Annotated in this window: 20 protein-coding genes; 8 read left to right on the top strand and 12 right to left on the bottom strand. The window is 36.3% G+C overall.

Annotated elements, in window-relative coordinates:
- Positions 1-243: 243 nt before the first annotated feature.
- Together MKY30_RS01920 and MKY30_RS01915 are read right to left on the bottom strand one after the other, a co-directional pair.
- Positions 244-1,602: an SGNH/GDSL hydrolase family protein gene (locus tag MKY30_RS01920; RefSeq protein ID WP_341082634.1), complete on the bottom strand. Its 1,359-nt coding sequence runs from the start codon at positions 1,600-1,602 to the stop codon at positions 244-246.
- Between the two features lie 532 nt (positions 1,603-2,134).
- Complete coding sequence (locus MKY30_RS01915; protein ID WP_341082632.1) at positions 2,135-2,881, bottom strand: Cof-type HAD-IIB family hydrolase; 747 nt, start codon at positions 2,879-2,881, stop codon at positions 2,135-2,137.
- 299 nt (positions 2,882-3,180) lie between these two features.
- Between MKY30_RS01915 and MKY30_RS01910 the strand changes: the two genes are divergently transcribed.
- Together MKY30_RS01910 and MKY30_RS01905 are read left to right on the top strand one after the other, a co-directional pair.
- The gene (locus MKY30_RS01910) at positions 3,181-4,731 is read left to right on the top strand and encodes a PTS transporter subunit EIIC (protein ID WP_156985024.1); all 1,551 of its coding nucleotides are present in this window, start codon (positions 3,181-3,183) and stop codon (positions 4,729-4,731) included.
- A 22-nt stretch (positions 4,732-4,753) separates the two neighbouring features.
- A complete protein-coding gene (locus MKY30_RS01905) occupies positions 4,754-6,127 on the top strand; it encodes a class-II fumarase/aspartase family protein (RefSeq protein WP_341082631.1) in 1,374 nt (457 codons plus the stop codon).
- 86 nt (positions 6,128-6,213) lie between these two features.
- Here MKY30_RS01905 and MKY30_RS01900 read toward each other — a convergent pair whose 3' ends face one another.
- The 9 genes from MKY30_RS01900 to MKY30_RS01860 all read right to left on the bottom strand — a co-directional run bounded on the left by MKY30_RS01900 (position 6,214) and on the right by MKY30_RS01860 (position 17,501).
- Positions 6,214-6,951, bottom strand: a complete 738-nt coding sequence (locus MKY30_RS01900) for an SIS domain-containing protein (protein WP_156985022.1) — start codon at positions 6,949-6,951, stop codon at positions 6,214-6,216.
- A gap of 145 nt (positions 6,952-7,096) precedes the next feature.
- The gene (locus tag MKY30_RS01895) at positions 7,097-7,888 is read right to left on the bottom strand and encodes a response regulator (protein WP_156985021.1); all 792 of its coding nucleotides are present in this window, start codon (positions 7,886-7,888) and stop codon (positions 7,097-7,099) included.
- Positions 7,881-9,578: a histidine kinase gene (locus MKY30_RS01890; RefSeq protein WP_156985020.1), complete on the bottom strand. Its 1,698-nt coding sequence runs from the start codon at positions 9,576-9,578 to the stop codon at positions 7,881-7,883. The genes MKY30_RS01895 and MKY30_RS01890 overlap by 8 nt, the downstream gene beginning before the upstream one ends.
- Positions 9,579-9,632: 54 nt before the next feature.
- The gene (locus MKY30_RS01885; RefSeq protein ID WP_147210050.1) at positions 9,633-11,285 is read right to left on the bottom strand and encodes an ABC transporter permease; all 1,653 of its coding nucleotides are present in this window, start codon (positions 11,283-11,285) and stop codon (positions 9,633-9,635) included.
- A complete protein-coding gene (locus MKY30_RS01880; protein WP_147210051.1) occupies positions 11,275-12,372 on the bottom strand; it encodes an ABC transporter ATP-binding protein in 1,098 nt (365 codons plus the stop codon). Before MKY30_RS01880 ends, MKY30_RS01885 begins: the two co-directional genes overlap by 11 nt.
- A gap of 40 nt (positions 12,373-12,412) precedes the next feature.
- Complete coding sequence (locus MKY30_RS01875; protein ID WP_147210052.1) at positions 12,413-13,426, bottom strand: extracellular solute-binding protein; 1,014 nt, start codon at positions 13,424-13,426, stop codon at positions 12,413-12,415.
- 248 nt (positions 13,427-13,674) lie between these two features.
- Positions 13,675-13,965 carry a helix-turn-helix domain-containing protein gene (locus tag MKY30_RS01870; RefSeq protein ID WP_077601663.1) on the bottom strand — a complete coding sequence of 97 codons (291 nt, stop codon included), beginning with the start codon at positions 13,963-13,965 and terminating at the stop codon, positions 13,675-13,677.
- Positions 13,966-14,582: 617 nt separating this feature from the next.
- A complete protein-coding gene (locus MKY30_RS01865) occupies positions 14,583-15,725 on the bottom strand; it encodes a response regulator transcription factor (RefSeq protein ID WP_147210054.1) in 1,143 nt (380 codons plus the stop codon).
- A 3-nt stretch (positions 15,726-15,728) separates the two neighbouring features.
- Complete coding sequence (locus tag MKY30_RS01860; RefSeq protein WP_147210055.1) at positions 15,729-17,501, bottom strand: cache domain-containing sensor histidine kinase; 1,773 nt, start codon at positions 17,499-17,501, stop codon at positions 15,729-15,731.
- A 123-nt stretch (positions 17,502-17,624) separates the two neighbouring features.
- Here MKY30_RS01860 and MKY30_RS01855 point away from each other — a divergent pair, with 123 nt between their 5' ends.
- The 6 genes from MKY30_RS01855 (at position 17,625) to MKY30_RS01830 (ending at position 25,135) form a co-directional block, all read left to right on the top strand.
- The gene (locus MKY30_RS01855) at positions 17,625-18,647 is read left to right on the top strand and encodes an ABC transporter substrate-binding protein (protein ID WP_147210056.1); all 1,023 of its coding nucleotides are present in this window, start codon (positions 17,625-17,627) and stop codon (positions 18,645-18,647) included.
- A gap of 48 nt (positions 18,648-18,695) precedes the next feature.
- The gene (locus MKY30_RS01850; protein WP_147210057.1) at positions 18,696-19,820 is read left to right on the top strand and encodes an ABC transporter ATP-binding protein; all 1,125 of its coding nucleotides are present in this window, start codon (positions 18,696-18,698) and stop codon (positions 19,818-19,820) included.
- Positions 19,783-21,453: an ABC transporter permease gene (locus tag MKY30_RS01845; RefSeq protein ID WP_147210058.1), complete on the top strand. Its 1,671-nt coding sequence runs from the start codon at positions 19,783-19,785 to the stop codon at positions 21,451-21,453. Before MKY30_RS01850 ends, MKY30_RS01845 begins: the two co-directional genes overlap by 38 nt.
- Before the next feature lie 167 nt (positions 21,454-21,620).
- Complete coding sequence (locus tag MKY30_RS01840) at positions 21,621-23,051, top strand: phosphoglucomutase/phosphomannomutase family protein (RefSeq protein WP_341082628.1); 1,431 nt, start codon at positions 21,621-21,623, stop codon at positions 23,049-23,051.
- Positions 23,052-23,077: 26 nt separating this feature from the next.
- On the top strand, positions 23,078-24,238 hold the full coding sequence (locus MKY30_RS01835; protein ID WP_147210060.1) for an ABC transporter substrate-binding protein: 1,161 nt from the start codon (positions 23,078-23,080) through the stop codon (positions 24,236-24,238).
- Positions 24,239-24,301: 63 nt separating this feature from the next.
- Entirely contained in the window at positions 24,302-25,135 is an 834-nt protein-coding gene (locus MKY30_RS01830) for a hypothetical protein (RefSeq protein WP_147210061.1), read from the top strand.
- A gap of 109 nt (positions 25,136-25,244) precedes the next feature.
- On the opposite strand, the gene MKY30_RS01825 is transcribed toward MKY30_RS01830, so the two are convergent.
- Positions 25,245-25,724 (bottom strand): GyrI-like domain-containing protein, encoded by a 480-nt coding sequence (locus MKY30_RS01825; protein ID WP_147210062.1) that lies wholly within the window; start codon positions 25,722-25,724, stop codon positions 25,245-25,247.
- Between the last annotated feature and the right edge of the window lie 4 nt (positions 25,725-25,728).

Here is a 25,728-nt window from a genome sequence, read left to right as displayed (position 1 = left end):
TTTGTTATTTAGTTTTCATGCGGTGTTGATTTGAAAGGATGCGATTTAGTTTATAGAAGTATATTATCAGATTTTATTAGAAGTATCTATAATGCATAGCAAGATATACTGAATAATGTGTCATCTGATTTAAGGTAAGAAGGGGAGATTCATAAGTTAAAAGTGGCTTCCTGAAATTATCCAAAAAAACTCAGGCTTTCGCATAAGGAAATGAGCGATATACCTAAGCTTTTTTGATATTATTTATTTGTGTTTAGAATCGTCTAATGTCGGCAATATAATTGTCTGGTCTGGAAATATCAAATCTGGATTTTGAATCTGATCCCGATTTGCTTGATAAATAGCTTGAACTTCTTTCATTATTTGTGCATCAGTTTGTTCTCCGTGGTAATTTTCCTTTGCAATATTCCAGAGATTATCTCCAGGTGTTACTACATAGGAAGATTCTTTTGGCTTCCCGCGATTTTCCACTAACTCGGTGGTAACCTCTAACCCACGGCCGGTGTCAATACTGCTGTCGCCAAAGGTATAGACCGTTGTATATTCGGAAGGAATGGTACCATCAGCTATTGCTTCGGCAAAATCGCTGGTATTACCATTATAGACCTGCTCGAAAGTGCCCTCGTTATCATCTGTTGTGATGTCGGAGTTTAAAAGGTACGTAGCCAGGTGTTTTTGACTTCTATTGGATAAATGATATTCGTCGTAAGTATAGAAATCATCAGGCTCCCAGCCTGACGTCTCCGGAGTATAATATTTGCTGTCCGTTGAGTAAGGAGCATAGCCTCCGTAGATGTCTTCTGCTTCTTTGGCAGGGAAGATGTCACTGTTATTTTCAGAAGCTAAGGCGTAACCATAAGCTGGAACCCAATCGGAAACAAGATAAAAGCCCATACTCTTATAGCCGAATTTCTCAAAGCCCTGCTCATCAATATTTTCACGCAGCTGCTGATTATGTCCGTAGATGACCTCTACATCGTCAGGCGTGTTATCAAGAGCGAGATACTCTTCTATTTTTTTGACGACCTGCTGGTTTCTGATATCACCGAAGTCTGTTAAATCCGTACGCTGATCTACAAAACGATTTGGCAGCAGAATATACTTGGCACCGCCTTCTACAAGGTTTTGAACCATTTCAAGAGAATAATCACTGGCAAGCTCTGCTGCACGTTCCACTCCCAAATCTTCCACGGCATATGTATCATTTCCACCGATACTGATAATATAAAGAGCTTCGGGATCAGCTTCTCCGTTCGTATCTGCAAGGAATCTTATAGTCTGTTCTACTCCGCCCCAGCCTTTAATCCAGGAGGACCAGTTGGAATGTTCTTCTTTTGTATTTCCCATGTCGCCACTAAAAGCTCCGCCGACTGCATAATTTGTCAAATTATCATAATCACCGGCTAATTCTTTTGCGATATATTCAGCGAAGACTCTGCCGTTGGAATATCTCCCTTCCCAGTAGTGCTCTTTATCTGCTTTAATATACATTCCGTCAGCAGGATCAAATCCTTCTGCTGATTGCGCCTTCATCGTTCTCGGGTAAATAATCATACTGAACAAAAGTGTCAGCAGGAAGGTCAATAGAATCTTTTTCTTCATTATCTTTTCCTCCTTGTGTTTTCTAGGATGTTTGATTTTTGAAGCGTATGAAACCATCTTTATTTGATATATTCCGGCACGCTAAAGACCTATGTATTAATGTATCATACATCATGATAAATCCGTAAATGAGCATATTTTAGAGTAACTGATCTATTACAAGCTAATTTAAGATAAACAGATATAAAATTTATACAGTAATAATTTTATAGATTTTATGCGAAATATCAGCGATTTTAAGTGAAATTACTTTTGCTGTTTGAATATTGGAAGAAAGTATTGATAAGTCACACAGACAAGTATAATTGATTTTTTGCTAGATACAGCTGGAAAACCGAGTAAATTATTGTTGAATGCTTTGCGAAGGTTCTTAAGTCATAGAAAAGAATAAATGTAGTTGTAACTTAAAGTGAAAAAAGAGAAATAGTTATTTTCACAGTAAATAAAAAAACCTTCTGTTAGACTGGTGTAACAGAAGGGAAGAAAGGAGCTGCACCCTTATATTTAACAGCAATGAAACGATAAAAGCGCCTTATACCCCAGCTGATAGGATATATTTTTTAATTGCTTTTCCAACCCCATCTTGATTATTCGTATCCGTTATTTCATCAGCAACTTCAAGTACTGCTTTTTGAGCATTTCCCATCGCCACTCCAATTCCGGCCGATTGAATCATTCTCACATCATTGAGACTGTCTCCCACTGCCATGACATTCTTCATCGTTATACCTAATTTTCCACAGACCAATTCAAGAGCGGCTGCTTTATTCACCCCTGCTGGATTGACCTCAACGGTGACGGCTGTCCGATTGCTGACTTCTATGCCATCTATCGAATGAACTTTTGCTTCTATCTTATTTAAAATTTTTTCATCCTTATGGGAGCAGCTGAATTTCAGCCATCTGTAGTCATTGTAGTTATCCGGTATGTCATTGTAAAAAGGTTCTTTTGAAGAAATGGTCCACGTATCCATTTTTAAGTCATGGGCATAGCGATATAAATCAGCCAGTGCTTCTGCCTCCAGCAGATATTCGGCAATAACTGTTGTATAATCGCTTTCGAAGATTTGTCCGCCATTACATGTAATTAAATGAGAATTCAGCTGCAGATTTTGAACGTAAGTATAGCAGTGATGAAAGGGGCGTCCGGTACATAAGACAATAATGACACCTGCCTGATGTGCTTTCATAATTTGTTTTTTTGTCCAGCTGGTAATCTCTTTTTTGTCATCTAATAACGTGCCATCCATATCCAGTGCAATCATTCTTATATCTGTCATAACGTCATCCCCCATATGTATTTACTATAGAATTTCCTTTTATGTTTTAGTCCTGCTCCGTCTGATAATATGTTCACTATATCATTGCATAATAAATAAATCATTATCTGAAGGATCCTTTTTTATGACCTGGGTCATTTTCTATTACCTAAATAAGATAATAGGAAACGGAGGAGCTTCAACTATTTTTTCATATTGATAGAATAGAAGCAGATAATAATTCCAAGCATTCATGCCATCTTTTATTAGTTTTTAGCGGAAAATGAATTGGAATCATTGATACAAGGAGGTTTTAGAGGATGAGCAAAAGAAAAATCGGTGACTCCATACAGCAATTCGGCAGAACGCTGCTTCTTCCAATTGGGGTATTGGCTCCTATCGGGATGCTTTTGGGGATCAGCGGCGCACTTACACAAGACTACATGGTGGACAAAGTTCCTTTCCTTGGAAATGATACCGTTAACACCATTTTAGTAAGTATAAAGACCATCAGTAATGTTGTTTTTGATAATATCCCGCTGCTATTTGCAATGGGTGTCGCCTACGGGATGGGGAAAAAGGATAAAGGGATTTCGGTCTTTGCCTCCGTGGCAGGGTATCTGACCCTGATTGTTGCTATGAATGTATGGCTGACGGTCACGGGGACAATGGCAGATCCGGATGTAATGACCCAGCAGGGGCAAATTGAGATACTTGGTATCCAAACAGTAAATATCAGTGCTGCCGGCGGGATTCTAACCGGTCTGATTGCAGCCTGGGCGACGGAACGATTTTATAACTTGGAGCTTCCGGCGGCGCTGGCGTTCTTTTCCGGGAAAAAATCAGTTCCAATCATCACAATCGGATTAATGGCTGCAGTTGGGATGTTACTTCCTTTCATCTGGACATATTTTGTAGGGCTGTTAACGAACCTGTCAGCTGTATTTTTAAGCGTTGCAGGTCCTTTTTTCACAGCTGCAGGAGAACGGTTATTCATTCCGTTTGGACTTCATCATGTCTGGAATGCATTGTTCCGATTCACAGAAGCCGGCGGGTCGTATGTTATTGAAGGTAAGACATATGTCGGTGTTGTTCCTGCTATTACAGAAATTCTGTTTAATCAGGGACCGAACAGTGAGTATTGGTCTATGATGCCGAAGCTGTCCCGCTTTATGGCGCAGCAGCAGATGCTGGTTGTCCTGTTTTTATTCCCGGCAATTGCTTTTGCGATGTACAAGGCAGCTTATAAAGAAAATAAAACATACGTCAAATCTATGTTGGTTACCATGGTATTGACAGCTTTTCTTGGGAATGTAACAGAGCCGCTTGAATTTACTTTTGTTTTTCTAGCTCCGTTATTATATGTTGTATACGCCTGTATTGTCGGAATCGGCGCTGTGCTGCTGTCGCTGGCGGAAGTTTCAATAGGTTATATCAGGGGTACGATTTTTGACTTCACGATTTTTGGGCTGCTTTATGAAAACTCACGATGGATTTTCCTTGTTTTGATCGGATTGGGATTAGCTGTCGTCACTTATTTTATTTTTTATTGGGCTATTATCCGGTTTGATATAAAAACACCGGGCAGGGAAAAGCTTCAAAATGTGGACAATACACTGCTGAAGGAAAAACGCTATGACGAGATAGCAGATAAAGTAGTGGAGGCATTGGGTGGAAAAGAAAACATTTTGAATGTAGACAATTGCATTACCAGGCTCCGGATTGATTTAAAAGAGGTCAGAGATATCAACAAAGATTTATTAAACAGTACCGGGTGTTCCGGGTTCTTTTTCCCGACGGCCAAGCATATTCATATCGTTTATGGGACACAGGTAGAATTTATAAAAAATGCAGTAGATGAGAAAGTATAGAGATTTTTAAAGGAGTGACATCATGAAAGCGTTATATGATTCTAAAAGTAAAACAATTGATGATCAAGGTTTAAAAAGTCTGTTCACTGAAGAGGAAAAATATAAAACCTGGCTTTTGTTTGAATCGGCATTGGCTGAGGCGCAGGCTGAATATGATTTTATTCCTAAGAAAGCGGCGGAGGAAATCAAAGAGGCTGCCAAGCTGGAAAATTTAGATTTGGAGGAAATGGACCGTATTTATAAAAAAATTGGCCATGGTTTTGTTCCGTTCCTGAAAGTTCTGGTGAAGGCCTGTCCGCCCGACAGTGGGAAATATGTCCATTACGGGATTACTACACAAAATATACAACAAAGCTCACAGCTATATATCCTGAAGAAAGCACATACGATATTTATGCGTCTGATTGGTCAGATTTTAGAAAACTTAAGCACGCTGGCATCGGATAATAAAGACACTGTCATGACTGGAAGAACGCATGGAAGGCATGCTACTCCAATCACTTACGGGTATAAAGTATCTGTCTGGATAAGTGAATTTATCAACTGTTATCAACGCATGGTCGAAGCAGAAAAAAGAGTTTTTCAGATAATGATGGGCGGTGCAGTAGGTACTTTCAGCTCTATGCCCAATATCGGGATAAAAGTTCAAAACAGGGTGGCGGAGCTGGTTGGTATGTATCCAATGGCTGTCCCATCCAGAAATATAAGTACGCATAAACTGGAATATATGTCGAATCTGGCTTTGTTAGCGAATAGCTGTCATAAAATTGCCGAGGAGGTATATAGTACAACGTTAGAAGAAATTGCCGAAGTATCCGAAGGTTTCAGTAAAGGAACTGTCGGCAGCAGCACCATGCCGCATAAAATCAATCCGAAGCTTGCCAAAGGGATTATCGCAAATTCTCAGAAGCTCTATTCTCTTCCTAGTACGGGCATGTATTCAGCTGTACGTCCATATGAAGGAGACAGCAGTTCTTATATGCTGTTTGACGGACTGCTGGAAGAGTCTATGGAATTGATTACGGAAATTTTGATACGCTGTGAGGAATTAACACGTACGCTGACTGTCCACAAAGATAGAATGCTTCATAATGCCAAACGCAACAAAGGTCTTGATAATAGTGAATACGTCATGATGAAGCTGGCAGAAAAATTAGGTAAAGACCAGGCACACTCCCTGATGTATGATATTGCTATGAAAACAGCAGCGGAAGGTCAGGAATTTTATGATAATTTAAGAGAAAATGAACAAATCCGTGCAAGCTTCAATGATGAAGAGATAAAGCATATGATCGAACCCGGTAATTATATTGGCTTAGCTGCCACTTTAGCAGAAACAGAAGCAGTGAGAGCAAAAGAAACTGCAAAAGAGATCAGTAAAAACTATAGCAGTTAATCAATGGCAAATAGCGCCTTTCCAATAAAAGAATAGCGCTATTTTGCTATTTTTATTTTCCTGGGCAGTCCCGAAATACATATGATTTAAAGGTTCGCCAATTTATCAATCAACAAATCAATAGTAAGAAAAAATCCAGTTCTTGAAATAGTATCATTTTTGCTTGTGTTGGCTTTATCGGTATAACAAAAGAGATTATTCGTCGTGTACCGGGTCAGCTCATTTGTTTTAAATGAAGTGATACTGATTATATCGACATTTTTCAGATGAATTTTTTTCGCAGTATCAATAATTTTTTTCGTATCTCCTGATATCGAAATAAAGATAACGATATCATCTTCTGCGACAAAATCGGTAAATACTTCGGATAAATTATAATCCTTTATAAAAATACATTGAATCCCGATTGTCAATAAGAGATGCTCCAAATAATAACCAGCGGCTTTACTCGTTCCTCTGGCCATAATAAATACATTCTTTGCAGATTTAATTTTAGCGGCTGTTTCATGCAGCTGGTCTTCGGTAATGAGGGAGAAGGTCTTATCAATAGATTGTTTTAAAACTTCCCGATACATCACCGTTTGTTTTTCTTGTTTAGACATTTTTTCAAGAATGGTCCGGCTGATATGATATTTCATTTCCCTAAAACCGGAAAAACCCAATTTTTGCGCCAAATTAATGATGACTGTTTTTGAAACAAAGGTTTCCTCTGCTAAATCACTAATTTTGATATGCGGAATCTGGTCCTGGTTTTCCACAATATAGCTCAATACTCTTTTTTCACTTGTGGTCATTTCTTCATAGTTCTTCATTACATCAAACATATTCTTCCCATCCAATTCAAGGTTCTAAAAAGCAAAACATGCTGTTAATATTATCGTACACCATACAGGACAAATTTAACAGAGCTCTGTTGTCTATGCATTTTTTGAAGAGGGTTAAAATGATTTGCTATAAAACTTGTATATATTAGTCCTTATCGCCAAAATATGCTGTGAAATCACTTGGAAGAAATTCTGTATACTTTTTAAATACATCGATAAAATAACGATAATTACTAAAGCCTACGTCAATCGCAATCATGGTGATCTTATCTTCTCCGGTTTTAATGCGTTCAATTGCTTTCTGAATCCGGTAACGATTTAAAAAATCATTGAAGGTGTAGCTGGTGGCTTCTTTAAATTTCTTATTCAAATAGGTTGTGCCCATGCCAAGCTCGTCCACCAAATCATGAATACTGATTTTTTCATGATAATGTTCCTGAATATAGGCAATCATTTGCTGAACATGCTTTGATTTATCGTTCCATTTATTCCAAACATCCACATTCAACACATTTACCTTATCAGGTGTTTGGATACTTTGCTTCATAATGTGATATTGTTTCTTAGTATCTACAGATGTTATAGCACGTTTAATCGCCTCTTTTAATTCGCGTGGATTAACTGGTTTAAGCAGGTACTCGTTTACGCTAAATTGCATTGCCCGTTTTGCATAATTAAAATCATCATAGCCTGATAGGATAATGGTAGTGAATAAATCCCGGGTTTTACATTCCGCAAGCATGTCAATCCCGTTTTTGAGAGGCATATTAACATCAAGAAGTATGATATCCGGATTTAATTTTGAAATCTGCTGCAAGCCTTCCACACCATTTGCAGCTTCGCCGACCACCACACAATCAAGATCAGTCCAGTCAAGGAGGTACCTTAACCCTTCACGAATAATGTCCTCATCTTCTACAATTAATATTTTATACACGATGCTCTCCCCCTTTCAGGTAAGGGATGATTATCCTTACTATTGTTCCTTGATTCAAAATGCTATTTATCTCCAGACCATATTTCTCACCAAACTGCAAACGTAAGCGGCGATGTGTATTGTACAGACCAATGCCAACTTGATTATTTTCGGATGCCAGTATCTTCTTTTGAAGATCAGTGAGTTTTTGGGCTTCTATTCCGCTGCCATCGTCTTCAACTGTGAATACAATATCGTTTTCAACAACCTTTGCTTTAATCCAAATATTCAGGGTGGTCTGATGTTGGTAGCCATATTTTATAGCATTCTCAATAATCGGCTGTAATAGCAGCTTTGGAACATAAGCAGTATTGATTTCTTCAGGGATGTCCAGAAAATAATGCAGCCGATTATTAAATCGCATTTTATGTAATTTTAGATAATCAACCGTATAGTTCAAATCTTTTTCTAACATAACCTGATCAATATTTTGGTTGATACTGTATCGCAATAAAGAAGATAATAATAATATAATACCCTGTGCCTTATCTACATTGCTTACCATGGTATATCGTACAGTTTCCAGCACATTAAACAGAAAATGCGGGTTGAACTGGCTTTGGAGTATTTTCATTTCATTTACTTTCTTTATCTCCGACAACTCTCTGTTCCTGCTCAGCAAATCATTTAGACTATCGAGCATGGTGTTATATTGATTTGCCAATGTCTCAAATTCATCTCCTGTATAAATCTCCACATAGGAGGTTAAATCACCTTTCTTTAATTGGTCGACTGCTATTAATAACTTGTCAATCGACTCGGAGTTCCGTCTGGACATCTTTTCTGCTAATACTCGAAGAAGTATAAATAGAAAAGCGCTGGTAATCCCAATAAATATAAAATATAAAATCAACACTACTTTATCTGTTTCTGTATTGTTTAATGTATAAATACGGAAGGTATTATCTGCTGTTTCAGTTTGATTCATATAATAGGTATCATTTTCTATTTGAACTTTTGAATTAGATTGTTTTTCAGGCTGAAATTTATTCATTAGACCTTGAACGATTTCATTAGAAGTCACAACGATATGATTATAAGTATCTGTAATCACAGCAATATCTGTTTTTTCTCCAAAAATTAACCGCTGAAAATCCTCTTCATATAACATATAAATTAAATATCCAATAATCTGATCGTCCTGTTTTACGGCCTTTCCTAAAGTAATGGTAGAGGCTTGACCGTGGGAGAAATTTGTTTTCTCGACAATGCTTAACAAATCATCCGGATATTTTTCCAGGTGGGGAATGATGTGATTCAGGATATCTTCATTCACTTCATCATTGGATTTATTAGTAGATGCCACAAATACATCATTTGCGTCAATCAGAAAAAAACTGCTTTTGACTTCCTGTTGATTATTGAAGTTATAAAAATCCTCATAAACTAAATTAATATCGTTATGGTAGTTTAAACTCTCCATCACCAAAGATGATTCTGCCATTTTTTTAATTTCTTCCTGATAGACTTCATACACTTCTGTCATTCTTTCCTTAATTTGTTCTCCTGACTGCTTGGCATCATAAACCGCTTTTAAATGAAATATAACAAACGTAAATAAAGTGAATAATATAATTAAAATAAAAATAGGGACGACTGTATATTTAAGAAAAAGACTTTTCGTAGCTTCTTTGAAACTTTTCTTTTTCAATATAGAGTCACCCCCTTGTCTGATTAATACATATAAAGTTTGTTCATTATCCAGCTATAAAGATACTTCTTTCCTGCCGGTTAATTTAAAGAAAATTAACAGAGAAATAACGGTTATTGCAATGAGTATCGTTGATAAAGCAGCAGCTACACCGTAGTTTCCACGAATAACTTCTGTATAAATACCAATTGTCATTGTTTTTGTATTGACTGTATATAACAGTATAGATGTACTTAATTCGCTAATAATGGTAACCCAGCTGAGGATAGCACCTGAGATAACACCAGGCAGCATCATCGGCAATGTTATTTTGAAAAATGTTTTTAAATTTGATGCTCCCAGACTGGCAGCCGCTTCCTCGATGCTTGGACTAATCTGATGAATAATCGCAGCGCTGGAACGAATTGTATATGGCAGTCTGCGGATTACAAAGGCAATAATAATGATTGTTGCTGTACCGCTTAGAAGAAAAGGTTTGTTATTAAATCCGAGCAATAAAGCAACACCAAGTACGGACCCGGGCACAATATATGGTACCATCGATATAATGTCCAGTCCATTCGTGATTGCATTGCGTCTTCTTACAGTCACATAGGCAATCAAAATGGCAATCAGGATAACAAAGAAAAGTGCGATAAGCCCTAAAGTAAAGGTATGCACAATTGTATCACCTGAGCGGGTAAATGCGGCTTTAAAGCTGTCCAAAGAATAGCCTTTGACAAAAATACGTCCGGATGTTTTTAAGAATGCTGTATACACAACATAGAGCTGCGGCAAAATAGCAAGTGCTAGATAACCGTATACAAACAAATGAGCTAAAATATTTTTTATGCCAGACTCTTTCTTTTCTTTAATTGGATGAAGAGCACTCATAGAAAAAGATTTCTTATTTGTGATAAATTTTTGCAGCAGGAAAATGGTTAGTGCGATGACAACGACAATGACACTGATTGCGGCAGCGAAGCCGGCATTTCCTCCCATTTCACTCGTGAATTCATTGAAGATTAATACAGGTAATGTTTCGAATCCTTCTCCAATTAACATCGGTGTACCAAAATCTGCAAGCGCACGCATAAATACTAACAATGATCCAGCCAATATAGTTGGTACCATCAGCGGCATGATAACCTTCCAGACTTTTTTGAAGCCGGTATACCCCATACTTTCTGCAGCTTCTATTAATGAATTATCAATACTTTTGAACGCACCCATCATAAACATATATATTAAAGGTATTAATTGAAGGGTAAGGACTATTAAAATCCCGGAAAAACCATAAATATCCGGCGTGGTAATATGAAATACATCACTCAGAAAATTTGTTACTACTCCATTGCGGCCCATTAATAATATCCAGGCATATGCTCCGATAAATGGCGGTGCCATGGAAGAGATAAGAATTAATATTTGCAAATATAATTTCCCTTTGATTTTAAAAGTGGTCATAATATAAGCGAGCGGTGTAGCGATGACCAAAGAGGCCAAAGTCACAGCAACTGTTACCTTCAGGCTGTTAAAAAGCGTACTGTAATAATATTTCTTTCCAAAAAACTCACCAAAGTGCTCAAAGGAGAGTGCTCCATCCTTGAATATACTTTCTTTTAAAAGTGTGAATAAAGGCAGTACAAGGACAAGCGCATATAATAGAAGAATTCCTAACGTAATTACACTCCAGATGTCTTTTCTTCCTGCCGTTTTATTTTGCATAAGAATCACCTTCCAGGATATTCTTTTCGCTCTCGTAATGGAATAGATTAATCTTCTCCTTGTTTACGAGCAGCTTTACCTCTGTACCTGGCTCTAGAGGCTCACCAAGTGTAGATTCTTCTGTCACCTCGACATTCTCTCCATTTGAAAGCTGAACTGTGTAATGAACATTGATTCCTAAGAATACGTTATGCTGTATAACACCGGCCATACCCTCTGATGTATCACTAATTGTAAACTCTTCCGGGCGGATGGAAACTTTAATAATTTCCTCTGCATACTGCGTAATATCATCTAAATCAATCTGGTAATTTTCGTCCATGATAAGTACTTGTCTATTATCCACTTTTTTTAAGGAGCGTTCTACAATATTCGTTCTTCCGATAAAATTGGAAACAAATATATTAGCAGGTCTTTGATAGATTTCCCGTGGTGTTCCTACCTGCTGAATAACTCCAGAATTCATAACAGCAATCCGGTCAGAAACGGCCATTGCTTCTTCTTGATCGTGTGTTACATAGACAGTTGTAATTCCAACCTCATGTTGAATTAATTTGATTGCTTCACGCATATCTACACGCAGCTTTGCATCTAAATTAGACAGCGGTTCATCCATTAACAATACATTCGGCTCCATAACAATTGCACGAGCCAGGGCAATCCTTTGCTGCTGGCCGCCGGAAAGATTCTCCGGCATGCTGTTTTTGAATTGGCTGATTTGTACTACATCTAAAATATGGTCAACTCTTCTCTCAATCTCATCCTTTGGAATTTTTCTGTTTTTGAGTCCAAATGCAACATTATTTTTCACACTTAAATTCGGAAAGATAGCATAATTTTGAAAAACCATTCCGATGTTTCGATGCTGAGGCGTAATCCGGTTCATCACCTTGTCATCAAAAGTGATCTCGCCGCCCTCAATACTGTTAAATCCTGCTACCATCCTTAATAGTGTCGTTTTCCCGCAGCCTGAAGGGCCAAGAAGGGTGAAAAACTCACCCTTCTTAATATCGAGGGATAGTCCTGAAATAACAGGCTTATCATTATATTTTTTTATTACATTGTTAAAGCTGATGGTTACACTCACGGCCATTCTCCTTTATTCTTCATTCCTATTATTTTTTAGGTCACTCTTGTGCGCTTGTAAATACATCTTTATACATGTCGATAATCTCATTTCGGTTCTCTTCCACATATTCCTCGTCTTCTTCAATAACGTTTATTTCTTCAAGCGGCTTCTTAAAATCAGCTATCTCTACGTCTTTTCCTAACGATCTGATTGTTAATTCCTGTCCAAATGCAGTTTGAGCTTTCTCAGAAGCGATAAAATCAACAAAGGCCTTCGCATTATCTAAATGCTGAGCGTCTTTAATGATTTCAACACCTGCATCTAAGAAGACAGTTCCTTCTTCAGGATAGATAACTTCAACCGGCGCGCCGTCACGTACATAGCTGAGGGCAGGGTCCTCATAGGTCAGCCCAACAGTATACTCTCCATCTGCTACCCCTTTGTGCACATTGCCTGATCCGCTTGCAACCTTACCGTCCAGATTTTTAACGAGCTCTTCTACGTAATTCCACCCTTCTTCAGAGGTGTAGTCGCCACCCATAGCTAATAACATATTCGTAAGCTGGGCAAAAGCAGAGCTTGAACTTGCCGGATCTGCAGCAGCGATTTTTCCTTTTAATTCCGGATTTAATAAATCTTCATAGCCGTTAATTTCAATATCTCCTATTAAATCTGTATTAACGAGTATGACACTTCCATCAGCACCATAAGGGGTTAAAAAACCGCCTACATTTTGATGGCCCTCAAGCATGTTATCATCATTTTTTGAAGTATACTTTTCAAATAAATCTCCATTTCCCAGCATTTGAGCCTTACTGCCCCCAAACATGATATCTCCGTTTGGATTACCGGCTTCCGTTTCAATCCGCTTTAATAATTCTCCCGTCCCTGCGGAAACCAGTTCAACTTCAATACCTGTTTCCTGCTCAAACATGGGAATAATTGTATTAATAATATCTTCGCTGTTTGGTGAATAGATGACGAGTTTATTTGCATTATCTTCTTCACTTCCACAAGCTGCCAGTACCATTAACAGAGTAATAGCTAATAATAAATGCGTTATTTTTTTCAAGATGATAGCCTCCTAATATTTGATTGTATTCAGTATATATAGCGTTGGTAACGTTTTCAATGCTAATATCAAACGACATTGTCTAAAATCGGACACATTAGAAAAAGGCCTTCACCAATAATCTGTGAAAACCCTTATTCTAAAAATTATATTCTTTTTACCGCGATTTTAGTTGGAATTGCACTAGATTGAAACAGTTTATTTTATTCTATAGGAAGTGTTAAAAGTTTTGCCGTCATTTTAAAGAATCAGGTTTTTAGAAATATATCTTTTTGATCAGCTGTGCCATCAATAATAAAAGGAATATTTAGTGCTTTGGAAATCTGCAATAATGTATCAACCTTTGGACTTGTTATACCGGCTTCGATTCTGCCAATTGTTGATTTAGGCAAGTCTGCTAAATCAGCGAGCTGTTGTTGAGACAGCTTCTGCTGCTGACGGTGAGTTTTTATTTGTGCTGCGATTTTTCCTTCATACTGCAGATTCTGTACATGCTGTTCACCGCGCATTTTAGCGTAGCGTTCAAAAAAATCACTCACTGTTTTTCTCCTCCTTGTATTAATAGAGATTAGGGTCATCTTCGCAATAATTTGAATAGCTTTTTTCAGCTGGGAGGATATCTCTCCGGTTGATTAAGCCATTATATTGTTTGTTGAAATAATGAAGCAAAACTACTTTATGGTAATTGTGAATTGCATAGATAATAGGATGATTTCCTGTTTTACCACCTTTTATTCCCCACCTATAAAAATTAGTATAATTTGTGTGTGTGCTATAATCTGTTTCAAAGAAGGTGGCGTTTCGTCTGAATCAAATAATATACTCTCGGGAAAAGGGTTAATGGAAATTATAGTAAGCTGTCTGGCGTACATGTCTGCAACTTTGCACCAAATGCTTTGTTTCCCAATTCGTAATTCTTGTTCAGCGCGGTCCAGTAGATACGTTTCAAAATGAGATGTATTTCCTTTATATAATATTTCAAATTTTGATTCGGACATATCACTAATCCTTATGTTTTATTGTATGCTAATGATAGCATTAATGCTATCGGAAGTCGAACTTTTTTGCTCCTCTATCTATATTTCTCTGTCAAAATACTTCCTTATTATTTAAAATAAAAAAGCTCCTACGAATAACAGGAGCAATAAAAAGAAATTTAGTCGAGAGGTGGAATCTGTTGTTTCATCCTACGGTATTCAAGGGGAGTCCTATTAGTTAATTTCTTGAATATTTGACTAAAATATCTGGCTTCTATATAACCGACTTCATGTGCGATTTCGTAAGTTTTCAAGGTAGTGGAGCAAAGAAGTTCTTTAGCTACTTCGATTCGCTTTGTTGTTATGTAATCGATAAAATTCATTCCGGTATGTTGTTTAAATAATTTACTGAAATAGCTATTGCTTATATTTAATTGTTTGGCTAGTTCAGATTGACTTTTGGTTTCCTGATAATGATGTTGAATATATCGGATAATTTCTTCAAAGTCTAAAGTGTATTGTTCATCAAAATATTTATAGATTGTTAGATTTTCACTTTTATTATAAAATTCAGAAGCAGTACATGCCTGTTTGTAAATGTTAATTAACTGTGTAAGTTCACTAGTAATTAAGCTTAGGTGAAGGGTATAGAGAGCTTTTGTGTCTGCTAAATAGTTGTTCACTTGATCAATTATATTTTTCCAGCCTTCTTCGTTCTTTAATGAATGACAAAAATATACCTGCTGATCAGTTTTGTCCTCAATCAAATAAACATTTTCTATATTTAACACTCTTTTATTTTTATCCATGGAACGAATGATAATAAATCCATAGCCTGGATGAATAATTTCAATAGCTCTTATCTTATCGAGATTTTCTAATGAATTATGCTCAACTAGATCTTTGATTAACAAGGATACGAGCTCATCCTTTTCTTGTTGCTTTGACTGTAATTTATTCCTAATGGAGAGTATCGTCGTTTTTAATTCATCAATATTCGTTGGCTTTAATAAAAAGTCGTCAGCACCAAACTTGATTGCTTTTTGAGCATACTCAAATTCATCGTGTCCAGTTAATAGAACCATTTTGAGACTGGGAAAACGTGTACGACAGGTTTCAATTAGTTCTAATCCATTTATTCCCGGCATGCGGATATCAGTCAAAAGGATGTTGATTTGTGGTGTGTCAGCTAAAATTTGTAATGCATCATTACCATTTGTTGCTGTTCCAACAACTTCAATTCCCCAATCACTCCAAGGAACTGTTCTTTTTAATCCTTCTCGAATAGTCCATTCATCATCAACAATTAATATAGAAAACATGATTTACCCTTCCTTATATGGGATTAATATTTCTATTCTTGTACCTTCATTGTCCTTGGAAGTAAGAGTCCACTGGAATTGGCTCCCATAGCTCAAATACAATCGTTTACGAACATTTTCAATGCCAATACCCAGCTCTTCGAATTCCAGGCCTTCTTTTATTTCTTGATTGACTTGAACGAGCGTTTTTTCATCCATTCCAACACCATCATCCTGTACAATAATACGGATCCTTCTGTGCTCTTTTGTAATAGAGATATCAATTTTTCCTTTTGATACCTTATTCTCAAGGCCATGCACAATCGCATTTTCTACAATCGGTTGTAATAATAAGGCTGGAATTTTTTGATTAAGTACTGAATCATCAACTGTTAGATGAACATCAAACTTGTCACGATAGCGAAATTCCTGAATGGTTAAATAGTTTTTGAGCTGTTTTACATCCTGTTTAATTGTAACGAAGTCTTTGCCTTTTCGGACAGAATATTTCATAATCTCGCTTAATGATACGACAATTTTGCTAATATCGTTGACTCCTTCAAGGCGTGCAAGCCAATTAACCGTTTCTAATGTGTTATAAAGAAAATGTGGATTGATCTGGGCGCGTAATGCTTTTAGTTCAGAGTCTTTCATACGAACCTGTTTTTCATAGTTTTCCTGAATGGATATTTTTAACTTTTCTAACATTTGATTAAATCTTTTTCCAAATATACCAATATCATCATTAAATTTCGAATCAAACCGGACTTGAAGATTTCCTTTTTCTACTTCTTTCATTAAATTGATTAACTTATAAAGTGGTCTCGTAATAGTTTTAGACAGGTAATACGCAAGCCATATTGAAAAAATGATTCCAATTAGTGCAAAGTTGAGCGTTAAATTACGAACAAGATAATTTTTTTGCTGGATGATATCCATTGGGAGAATACTTACTGTTTTAAAATTTGTATTTTCATCTGTTTGATAGGTTAGAATCGAACTTATATCATGCCAGTCAAAATGAAAGAATCCTTTTTCCCCATCCATAATACGTTGATAGTAGTCCATTTCAAATTTTGTCCCAACGTTTGTTTTATTTGGTTGACTTGAAATGATATAACCTTGGTTGTCTAATAGGAAAAAGCTTTCCCTATTTGAGAAGTTATTTTTTTCATAGATAGTTGAAAAAGCAGATTCATAGATATCAACCATTAAATAGCCGATTTTTTCATTTGTGGTGGAGTCTACTAAAATTCTTCCAGCAGTGAGAACGATATCTTGATTATCTACTCCATTAATAGAATAATTCGTATCCCATACTAAGGAGCCTTTGGCATTGTTAGCTTTTCTAAAAACTCCCCATGATTCCCGAATGGAATTATATCGGTTAGGCAGGTATTCATTTGAAAAATAACGATCCCCATTTAAACCGATAACATAAATATTAACCTCCCAGTCTTTGACTCCAGTTACAGTATCAAATAATTCATTTACATATTCAAAGTCTACATATTTTTCGTTTAAATTTCGGGTATTATTTTTCTTTAAGATATCTTGTATTTCTTCGTTTTTATAGAAAAAAAGAGTCATTTGCTCAATATCGTCTAAGAAAAAGGACACTTGATTATTGATAGATGTTAAACGTTCTAATTCATTTTCACTTACTTCTTCTTGAAGTAGCTCTGATAGAAAGTTAAATGTAAAAAAACCTAGCAGCAATAAAGGGACTAAAGAAGTAATGATAATAACGATGATTAATTTACTGCGTAAATTTAGACTATGAAGTTTGGCTATCATTTCTTCACCTGCTGCCTTAGAAAAAAGTTATACATTTTATGAAAAAAATATGATTGTATCCGCTTTCATTCATTTGCTATTATCATATTGTATCATAAATAAATTATTTAGGGGGTTTACTAAATGAAGAAAATATTTACTTTTCTAGTAGCAATAATGCTTCTAATTATCATTAGTGCATGTGGATCTGATGATAATGGAGAGGCCAGTGGGAATTCAAATACATTAACAGTGTATTCACCTCATCAAAATGAAATTATTAATCCAATCGTAAAAGAATTTCAAGAGAGAACGGGTATTAAAGTAGACGTTGTAACTGGCGGTACAGGGGAATTATTAAATCGTGTGACTGCTGAAGAAGGTAACCCGGGAGGAGACGTATTCTGGGGAGGCGGTGCTGAATCATTAGAAGCATTCGGTGACAGCTTCGAGCCATATAAATCAGCTGAAGACGAAGCGATCCCTACTGAATTCAAGAGTCCTAATAATATCTGGACCGGATTTTCCGCGTTACCAATGGTAATCATGTACAACCAGGAAATGGTGTCGGATATGGATGCACCAAAAGAATGGAAAGATTTAACAGATGAAAAGTGGACTGGTAAAATTGCTTTTGTTGAGCCGAGCAAATCAGGTTCTGCTTATACACAATTGGTGACTATGTTGTCTGCATACAGCGATGATGGAAATGACGGCTGGAATTTTGTAGAGGAATTTGTTGCTAACTTAGATGGAACTATTTTATCTAGTTCAAGTGCTGTACCTAAAGGGGTAGCTGATGGTGAATTCCCTGTTGGGATCACATTAGAAGAAGCGGCATATCGTTATATTGCAGGCGGCTCCTCTGTAGATATTAGTTATCCGGAAGAAGGGACTTCTGCTGTTCCCGATGGTGTTGCATTAATTAAGGATGCTAAAAACTCAGAAAATGCAGAGGAATTCATTGATTTCTTAGTCAGTAAAGATGTCCAAGAAATGATTGTAGAGGATTTTGGCAGACGAGCTGTGCGCGATGACGTGAATCCGCCGGAAGGACTTATTGGTTCTGAAGAGATTCCATTAGTAGACTATGATTTCGGCTGGTCTGCAGATAACAAAGATAGTGTAATGAATCAGTTCCAAGAGGTCTTAATTGAACAGGAATAAGGGATTGTGTTCAAATCTGATTCCTTTCTAAAGAAGGGGGAAATAATTTTGCAAGATCATGTAAAAATAAAACAAATTTGTAAATTCTTTGGTGATAATAAAGCGCTTGATGATATTAATATTAACATCAAAAAAGGAGAATTTTTCACCTTGCTCGGCCCAAGTGGATGTGGTAAAACCACTTTACTTCGCATACTTGCTGGATTCTATCAACAGGAAGAAGGAAATCTTTTTTTTGAAGACAGTCATATGAATAACATCCCTGCACATAAAAGAAATATTGGAATGGTATTTCAAAATTATGCTATTTTTCCTCATTTAACTGTCTTTGAGAATGTCGCTTATGGCTTAAAGGCAAGAAAAATAAAAAAAGATGAAATAAAAGTTAAAGTAACAGAAGCACTCGATATGGTTGAATTGTCTCATCTTAAAGATAGACAGCCATCTCAATTGAGCGGCGGGCAACAACAACGTGTTGCGTTGGCACGGGCAATTGTTATTCATCCTGGCTTATTGTTGATGGACGAGCCATTATCCAATCTAGATGCAAAACTAAGAGTTAAGATGCGAGAGGATATTAGAAATCTGCAAAAAAGCTTAAATATTACAACTATCTACGTTACACACGACCAAGAAGAGGCACTTGCAGTATCAGATAGAATTGCAGTTATGAGTGAAGGCAAAGTACAGCAAATCGGCAAGCCTCATGAGATTTATTTAAGTCCTGTTAATAAATTTGTCGCTAATTTTATCGGAACTACTAACTTCTTAGATGCAGAAATAGAAATAATAGACTCTGACAAACATGCTACTGTATTTGTAGAAGGGGCAGCTTTAAAAACAAAACTTTTTGAGAGTGCTTATGGAAAGGGGATATATTCTATACGTCCGGAACAAATCAAAATCAAGGAAACTGGTGATGCAAATTCTGCTCTAGTAGAAGGAGAGATTGTTGATGCTACTTTTCTGGGAGAGTCTGTTGTATATAAAATAAGGTTTACTTCTGGCACGCTTATCAGTGCACACGAGCATTCTATCCGTTATAACATGCTAAGGAAAATTGGCGACTTAGTAAAGGTTGATCTAAATCCAGAGGAAGCGGTTATTTTTGATGAGAGCGGGGAGGAAGTACTAAATGAGCACAAGAACACAAGTCTTAAAGAAACCGTTTAATTTAAGGTTAGACTTCTGGCATTTTGTTATTATCGCAGCATTTATTCTGATTGGCTTTTTCCTTATTTATCCTTTATTTAATATTTTTATTAATAGCTTTTGGCAGGATGGAAAAGCTTCATTAGAAAACTATCAGGAATTCTTTAGCCGTAAATACTATTACTCAGCTTTAATTAACAGCTTTATTGTATCTACATCTGCGACCTTTTTTGCCTGTGTGTTAGGTATTCCAGTTGCTTATGCAATGTCACGATTTAATATTCCATTTAAAGGGGTATTCCATATTTTAATTATACTAACGTTGTTGTCTCCACCGTTTATCGGGGCATATTCCTGGATACTAATGCTTGGAAATAATGGATTTATTACAAACTTCCTTGCAAATATTGGAATTGAAATACCATCTATCTATGGATTACATGGAATGATTTGGGTATTCACCTTACAGTTTTATCCGCATATTTATTTATATGTATCAGGAGCTTTGAAAACAATTGATGTTTCACTAGAGGAGGCATCAAGCAGCCTTGGAGTTTCTGGATTTGCACGGATTCGTAAAGTTACCTTACCATTAATTTTTCCGACAGTGTCAACTGGAGCTTTGATGGTATTTATGGCATCTTTCGCTGACTTTGGTACACCAATGTTAATCGGTCAAGGAGAGAAGGTGCTCCCAATTCTTGCGTATGATCAATTCATTAGTGAAATGGGGTCTAACCCGGCAATGGCCAGTACGTTAAGTATGATTTTACTTTCTGTGACTACTGCTGTTTTACTATTTCAACGCCATATTATGAATAGAAAAACGTATACTATGAGTTCATTACGACCTCCAAAAGTAATTAAGTTAAGTCCCGTGAAGCGTACTTTAGCGACATTAATGGTAATGGGCATTGTTACATTATCTATCATTCCACAGGCAACTGTAATTACTACTTCATTCTTGAAAACTAATGGACCGGTTTTTGTTGGCGGGTTTAGTTTAGATAGTTATCGAGAGGTGCTTTATAAAGTTCCAAAAGCAATTCAGAATACGTTTACGTATGCAAGCGTTGCAATTGTGATTATGGTCATTGCCGGGCTTTTACTTTCTTATGTGGTGGTGAGAAGAAAATCCAAAATTACTTCTTTCCTAGATGCGCTAATTATGATTCCTTATGTAATTCCGGGTACTGTTCTGGGTATTAGTTTGATCATAGCCTTTAACAAACCGCCAATTGAATTAACAGGTACGTGGGTAATCTTAGTTATTGCATATGTTGTAAGGAAATTGCCGTATACAATGCGGTCCAGCACCGCCATATTGCATCAGATTGATAAAAGTGTTGAGGAAGCATCGATTAGTTTAGGGGTACCTCCAATGAAAACATTCTTTAAGACGACTGCTGTTTTAATGATACCGGGAGTCTTATCTGGAGCAATATTAAGTTGGGTAACAACTATAAATGAATTAAGTTCAACCATCGTTTTGTATTATGGTGCAACTGCAACGATTACTGTTTCAATTTATAGTGAAGTATTTACATCTAATTTCGGAACAGCTGCAGCATTGGCATCTATGCTGTCGTTAGCTACGATTATTTCATTAATTATTATTATGATTATCTCAGGGAAGAAGGAGATATCAGTTTAATTCTGATTTTTGGATAGGGTGACGATCAGAACTCGATATGTAGATTGTGTAATAATCGTTCAAGTGGATGTTTTGTAAGAGAGAATGATAGGGACAGAAGTTTGGGGTGACTCTTGAAAAAACGGTGTTAGAAACTATAAAAATTAAATTATACGGGGAGGCATAACATGATACGTTTTGGAACAGGCGGCTGGCGGGATATTATAGGTGAAAAATTTACATTTGATAACGTGAGAAAGTTTTCCCAAGGAATCGCAAATCAAATTCTTCAAAATCATAAACAGGATCAAGGGGTTGTTATCGGATACGATAATCGTTTTATGGCTGAAGAATTTGTCAAAGCTTCTGTGGAGATATTTGCTGCAAATAATATCAGAGTTATATTTCTAACGCCATCGGTCCCGACACCATTAGTGAATTTTGTCACCATTGAAGAAAAAGCAGCAGCAGGCTTAACTTTTACAGCTAGTCACAACCCTTATATATACAATGGTATTAAGTATGTCCATGAAGGTGGATTGCCCGCAACGGAAGATATTACAACCGAGCTGGAAAAATCAATCAATGCGGTTCAAGCAGATGAAATAAAGCGAATACACTATAACCGTGCTTTGGAAAATAATTTGACTATTAGAAAAGACTATACAAATGAATTCATTACTTTTGTTGAATCACAAATTAATTTGGATTTAATTAAGCAGGCTAATATTAGTGTACTATATGATCCGATGTTCGGCACCGGTATTAATTCCTTATTAACGTTATTAGTAGATTCCAGATCAAAGATAAAAATTATCCATGATAAAGCAGATCCTCTATTTGGTGGCCGTGTTCCTGCACCGACAGAGTCATCTTTATGGAGATTAACGGGAATGATGAAAGAAGAACAATATGATATTGGTATAGCAACTGATGGCGATGGTGATCGAATTGCGATCATTGATGAGAAAGGCTATTATGTTGATGCAAATGAGATATTAGTTATTTTGTATTATTACTTTTTGGAATACAAAGGAATGAAGGGAAATGTAGTTCGTAATATTTCGACAACACATCTCTTGGATGATATTTCTAATTATTATGGGTTTGAATGTATTGAGAAACCGGTTGGATTTAAACATATTGCTGAAGGAATGCTTCAGTCAGATGCTGTTTTGGGTGGGGAGAGCTCTGGAGGGATTACCATTAAAGGACATCTTTTGGAAAAGGATGCGATACTTTCAGCCGGGATTATATTGGAGCTGCTTGCTTACACTAAGAAACCACTAAGTGAGATTCGACAAGAGATTAAAGGAAAATTTGGTAAACGATATTTTAAGGAGCATAATTATAGTTATGAAGCAGAGTACAAGGAGCATATTCAATCTGTTATCTTCGGTACTGCTGCCGAAAAACTTTATCGAGGAGACCTTTTGGAGCATAAGACCTATGATGGAGTGAAGTGGGAATGGTCGGATGGTACGTGGTGTCTTGTCCGTTTTTCAGGAACAGAGCCGGTACTGAGAATTATGGTAGAATCCCCTAAAGATGATAAAATAGAAGGAATCATTCAAAATGTGATGAAAGTTATCGAATCAAGTATACTGAGTCATCACTAATATATATTTACAGGGAGTATTGAGCCATGAAATTTAAAGTTCCTTTTTTACTATCTGTTTGTATCGTTGTTTTATCCATTATCTATATATTCAATCTAATTAATCAAGATTTTGTACTAAATAAAGAGGATGAGTATGAGGATACAATGAATATATGGCTTACTACTCCCGGATTAATCTCTTCTGTTGAACGCTTTCAGGAAGAATCAGGGATTAAAATGAATATTACAAAATTCAAAAGTGAAGAGGCACTGGTTGAGGAACTTATACTTCCCAATATGGAAGACAATCTTCCTGATCTTATTGAAATACATTCTAGTTATGGACTGGATGAGATTATGGAATTAAGTAATCCTAATTCAATCCAAAAAATTGGAGAGGATTTTTCGGTTGCATTCCATGAAGCAACATTAGAAAACTTTTCTTATGATAATGGATTATATGGTTACCCATTAGGGATTGAGATTCCAATCATTATTATAAACCGGACCATTCTAGATAATCATATAGAAGATAATCAACGTGTTTCCCCTTTTAATTCTTGTGATACGCTTGCAGTATACAAGGAAATTCAAGATAAAATAAATAACAATAAAGCAAAAACATTTTGGTTTTTTCACTTTGATGAAGATATTCCGTATTATTGGGATGCCTTTCAACAGAAAGAGCAGGGAAGTAAAACTTCCTTTGAAAAACTTTGGACGAATTTAATTAAAGAGTATGAACTGGTACCACCATTAGACAACCATATGGCAGTAACGAAATTTTCCAATATGGAAGTAGGAGCGCTTATTACCACTTCTAGCAATTTACAAATGATTCAAGAGTTGGTTAGAAGTACTTTTGAAATAGAAGTTTTGCCGCTATTCGATAGTGGAGAGCCCTTATTTGTGTCAGGGAGCGGATTTATATCTTTTAGTAATGAGAAAAAGGTTGAGATGTTTTATAGCTTCCTAGATCAGGATGATGTACAGTTAGAATTCTTAAGCAATACAGGCTGGATACCAGCAAAAAACTCACTAATTGAAAGCAAACCTTTTATTCTTCAGTTACCTATGGCAAAATATTTGGGAAATCTAGTTAAGTATCATGATGTATTCAGTGGGAAAGAACTATCTGGCGAGAGTTGGGAAACGTGGAAAAATATTAAAGAAGAAGCTATTGGTATTGAAATGAGTATTGAATGAAGAAGAATGTTAGGATTGAGTCGAGCTTGCAAAAAATATGTCGAAACGAGTGGGGGCATAAGAATGGAGCTTATTGAGAAATTTATTCAATCAAAAAGTGGTAATATGGCATTGTGTGAGGATATGTATTTTCATAATGAATATTTTGCCGCTGTGATTGATGGAGCAACTAGTGTCTCGGACAGCTTATACGGCGAAAAGACACAAGGTAGGATAGCTGCAGAATTGATTCGAGATGCAATTTCGTCATTAAATGGAAGAGAGTCAATAGATGAAATCATTACAGTTATTAATGAAAGATATAAAGTGTTGTATAAAAAATTAAACTTGGAGCAGGAAGTTCTTGAAATTCCATATATTCGTCCAAGTGCTTCGATGATTATTTATAGTAAATATCATCATAAAGTATGGATGGTTGGAGATTGTCAGCTTTATTTCGATGGTAAACTCTATCAAAATATTAAAAGAATAGATGAGGTTTTTAGTGAAGCCAGAAGTATTATTGTTCAAGGGGAATTAGTAAAGGGAAGAACTGTAAAGGAATTACTGTCAGAGGAAGACGTCGGTTTCCGGCTAATTAAGCCGTTTATTCAAAAGCAGTATAATTTTCAAAATGCAACTCCAGATTCCGATTTAAGTTATGCAGTTATAAATGGTTTTCCGATACCCTCAGAACTTATTAAGACGATAGATTTATCAGAGGATGTGAAAGTTTTCTCTTTAGCGTCCGATGGCTACCCAACGATATTAGAGAGTCTTGAAGCCTCCGAGAAAGAACTATCACGTTTATTAATGGTTGATCCACTTTGTATTTATGAAAATAAATCAACAAAAGGTATAGCTAAAGATAATATATCATTTGATGACAGAACCTATATTAAGGTTCGTATTGGCTAGGATTTTTCCTTCAAACAATGAATTACATTTTAAGTAATAAACCCAATCATTATAAGGGAATGATTGGGTTTATTTTAGACTAATATTGAAGAAGCAATGAATTTGATTACTACTTCCTCACAACAGGAATCCACATTTCACCATATACCTTGCCATCACGCTTACCCATCTCAACAGATGTATTTGGCCCGCCGACATATGCAACATCCTGAGCTTCCGGCAGAGCCTCGCCAAAAGCTTTACCAGTAAGTGTCTCATGCAAGTCTTTAGCAGTTTCTGCTTCTCCTTTAACAACAACATATTCCCCTTTAGGAAATTGAATAACTCTTGTTGCGTCAGGTAATGTCTCTTTCGTCATTACACCAGCATAATGCATCATCTTATTATTCACCGCTTCATTGACGATAAAAATGTAGTCATTATCAGCAACAGTTTTTAACGTATCCAGTGTTCCATCCTCATTCACTTTATTCCAGAAATCAGCTTTTTCTTTATTGATTCCCATATAGTCTGTATAATCACTTTTCAGTTCTGTTCCAAAACCTAACACCACAAAGCTGTCTTTTTCTTCTAATGTATAATTTGCCATATTC

Source organism: Oceanobacillus sp. FSL W8-0428 (assembly GCF_038004405.1).
Classification (GTDB): Bacteria; Bacillota; Bacilli; order Bacillales; family Amphibacillaceae; genus Oceanobacillus; species Oceanobacillus sojae.
Note: the sequence above shows the minus strand (reverse complement) of the source record. Positions and strands in the feature narration are given on the sequence as shown.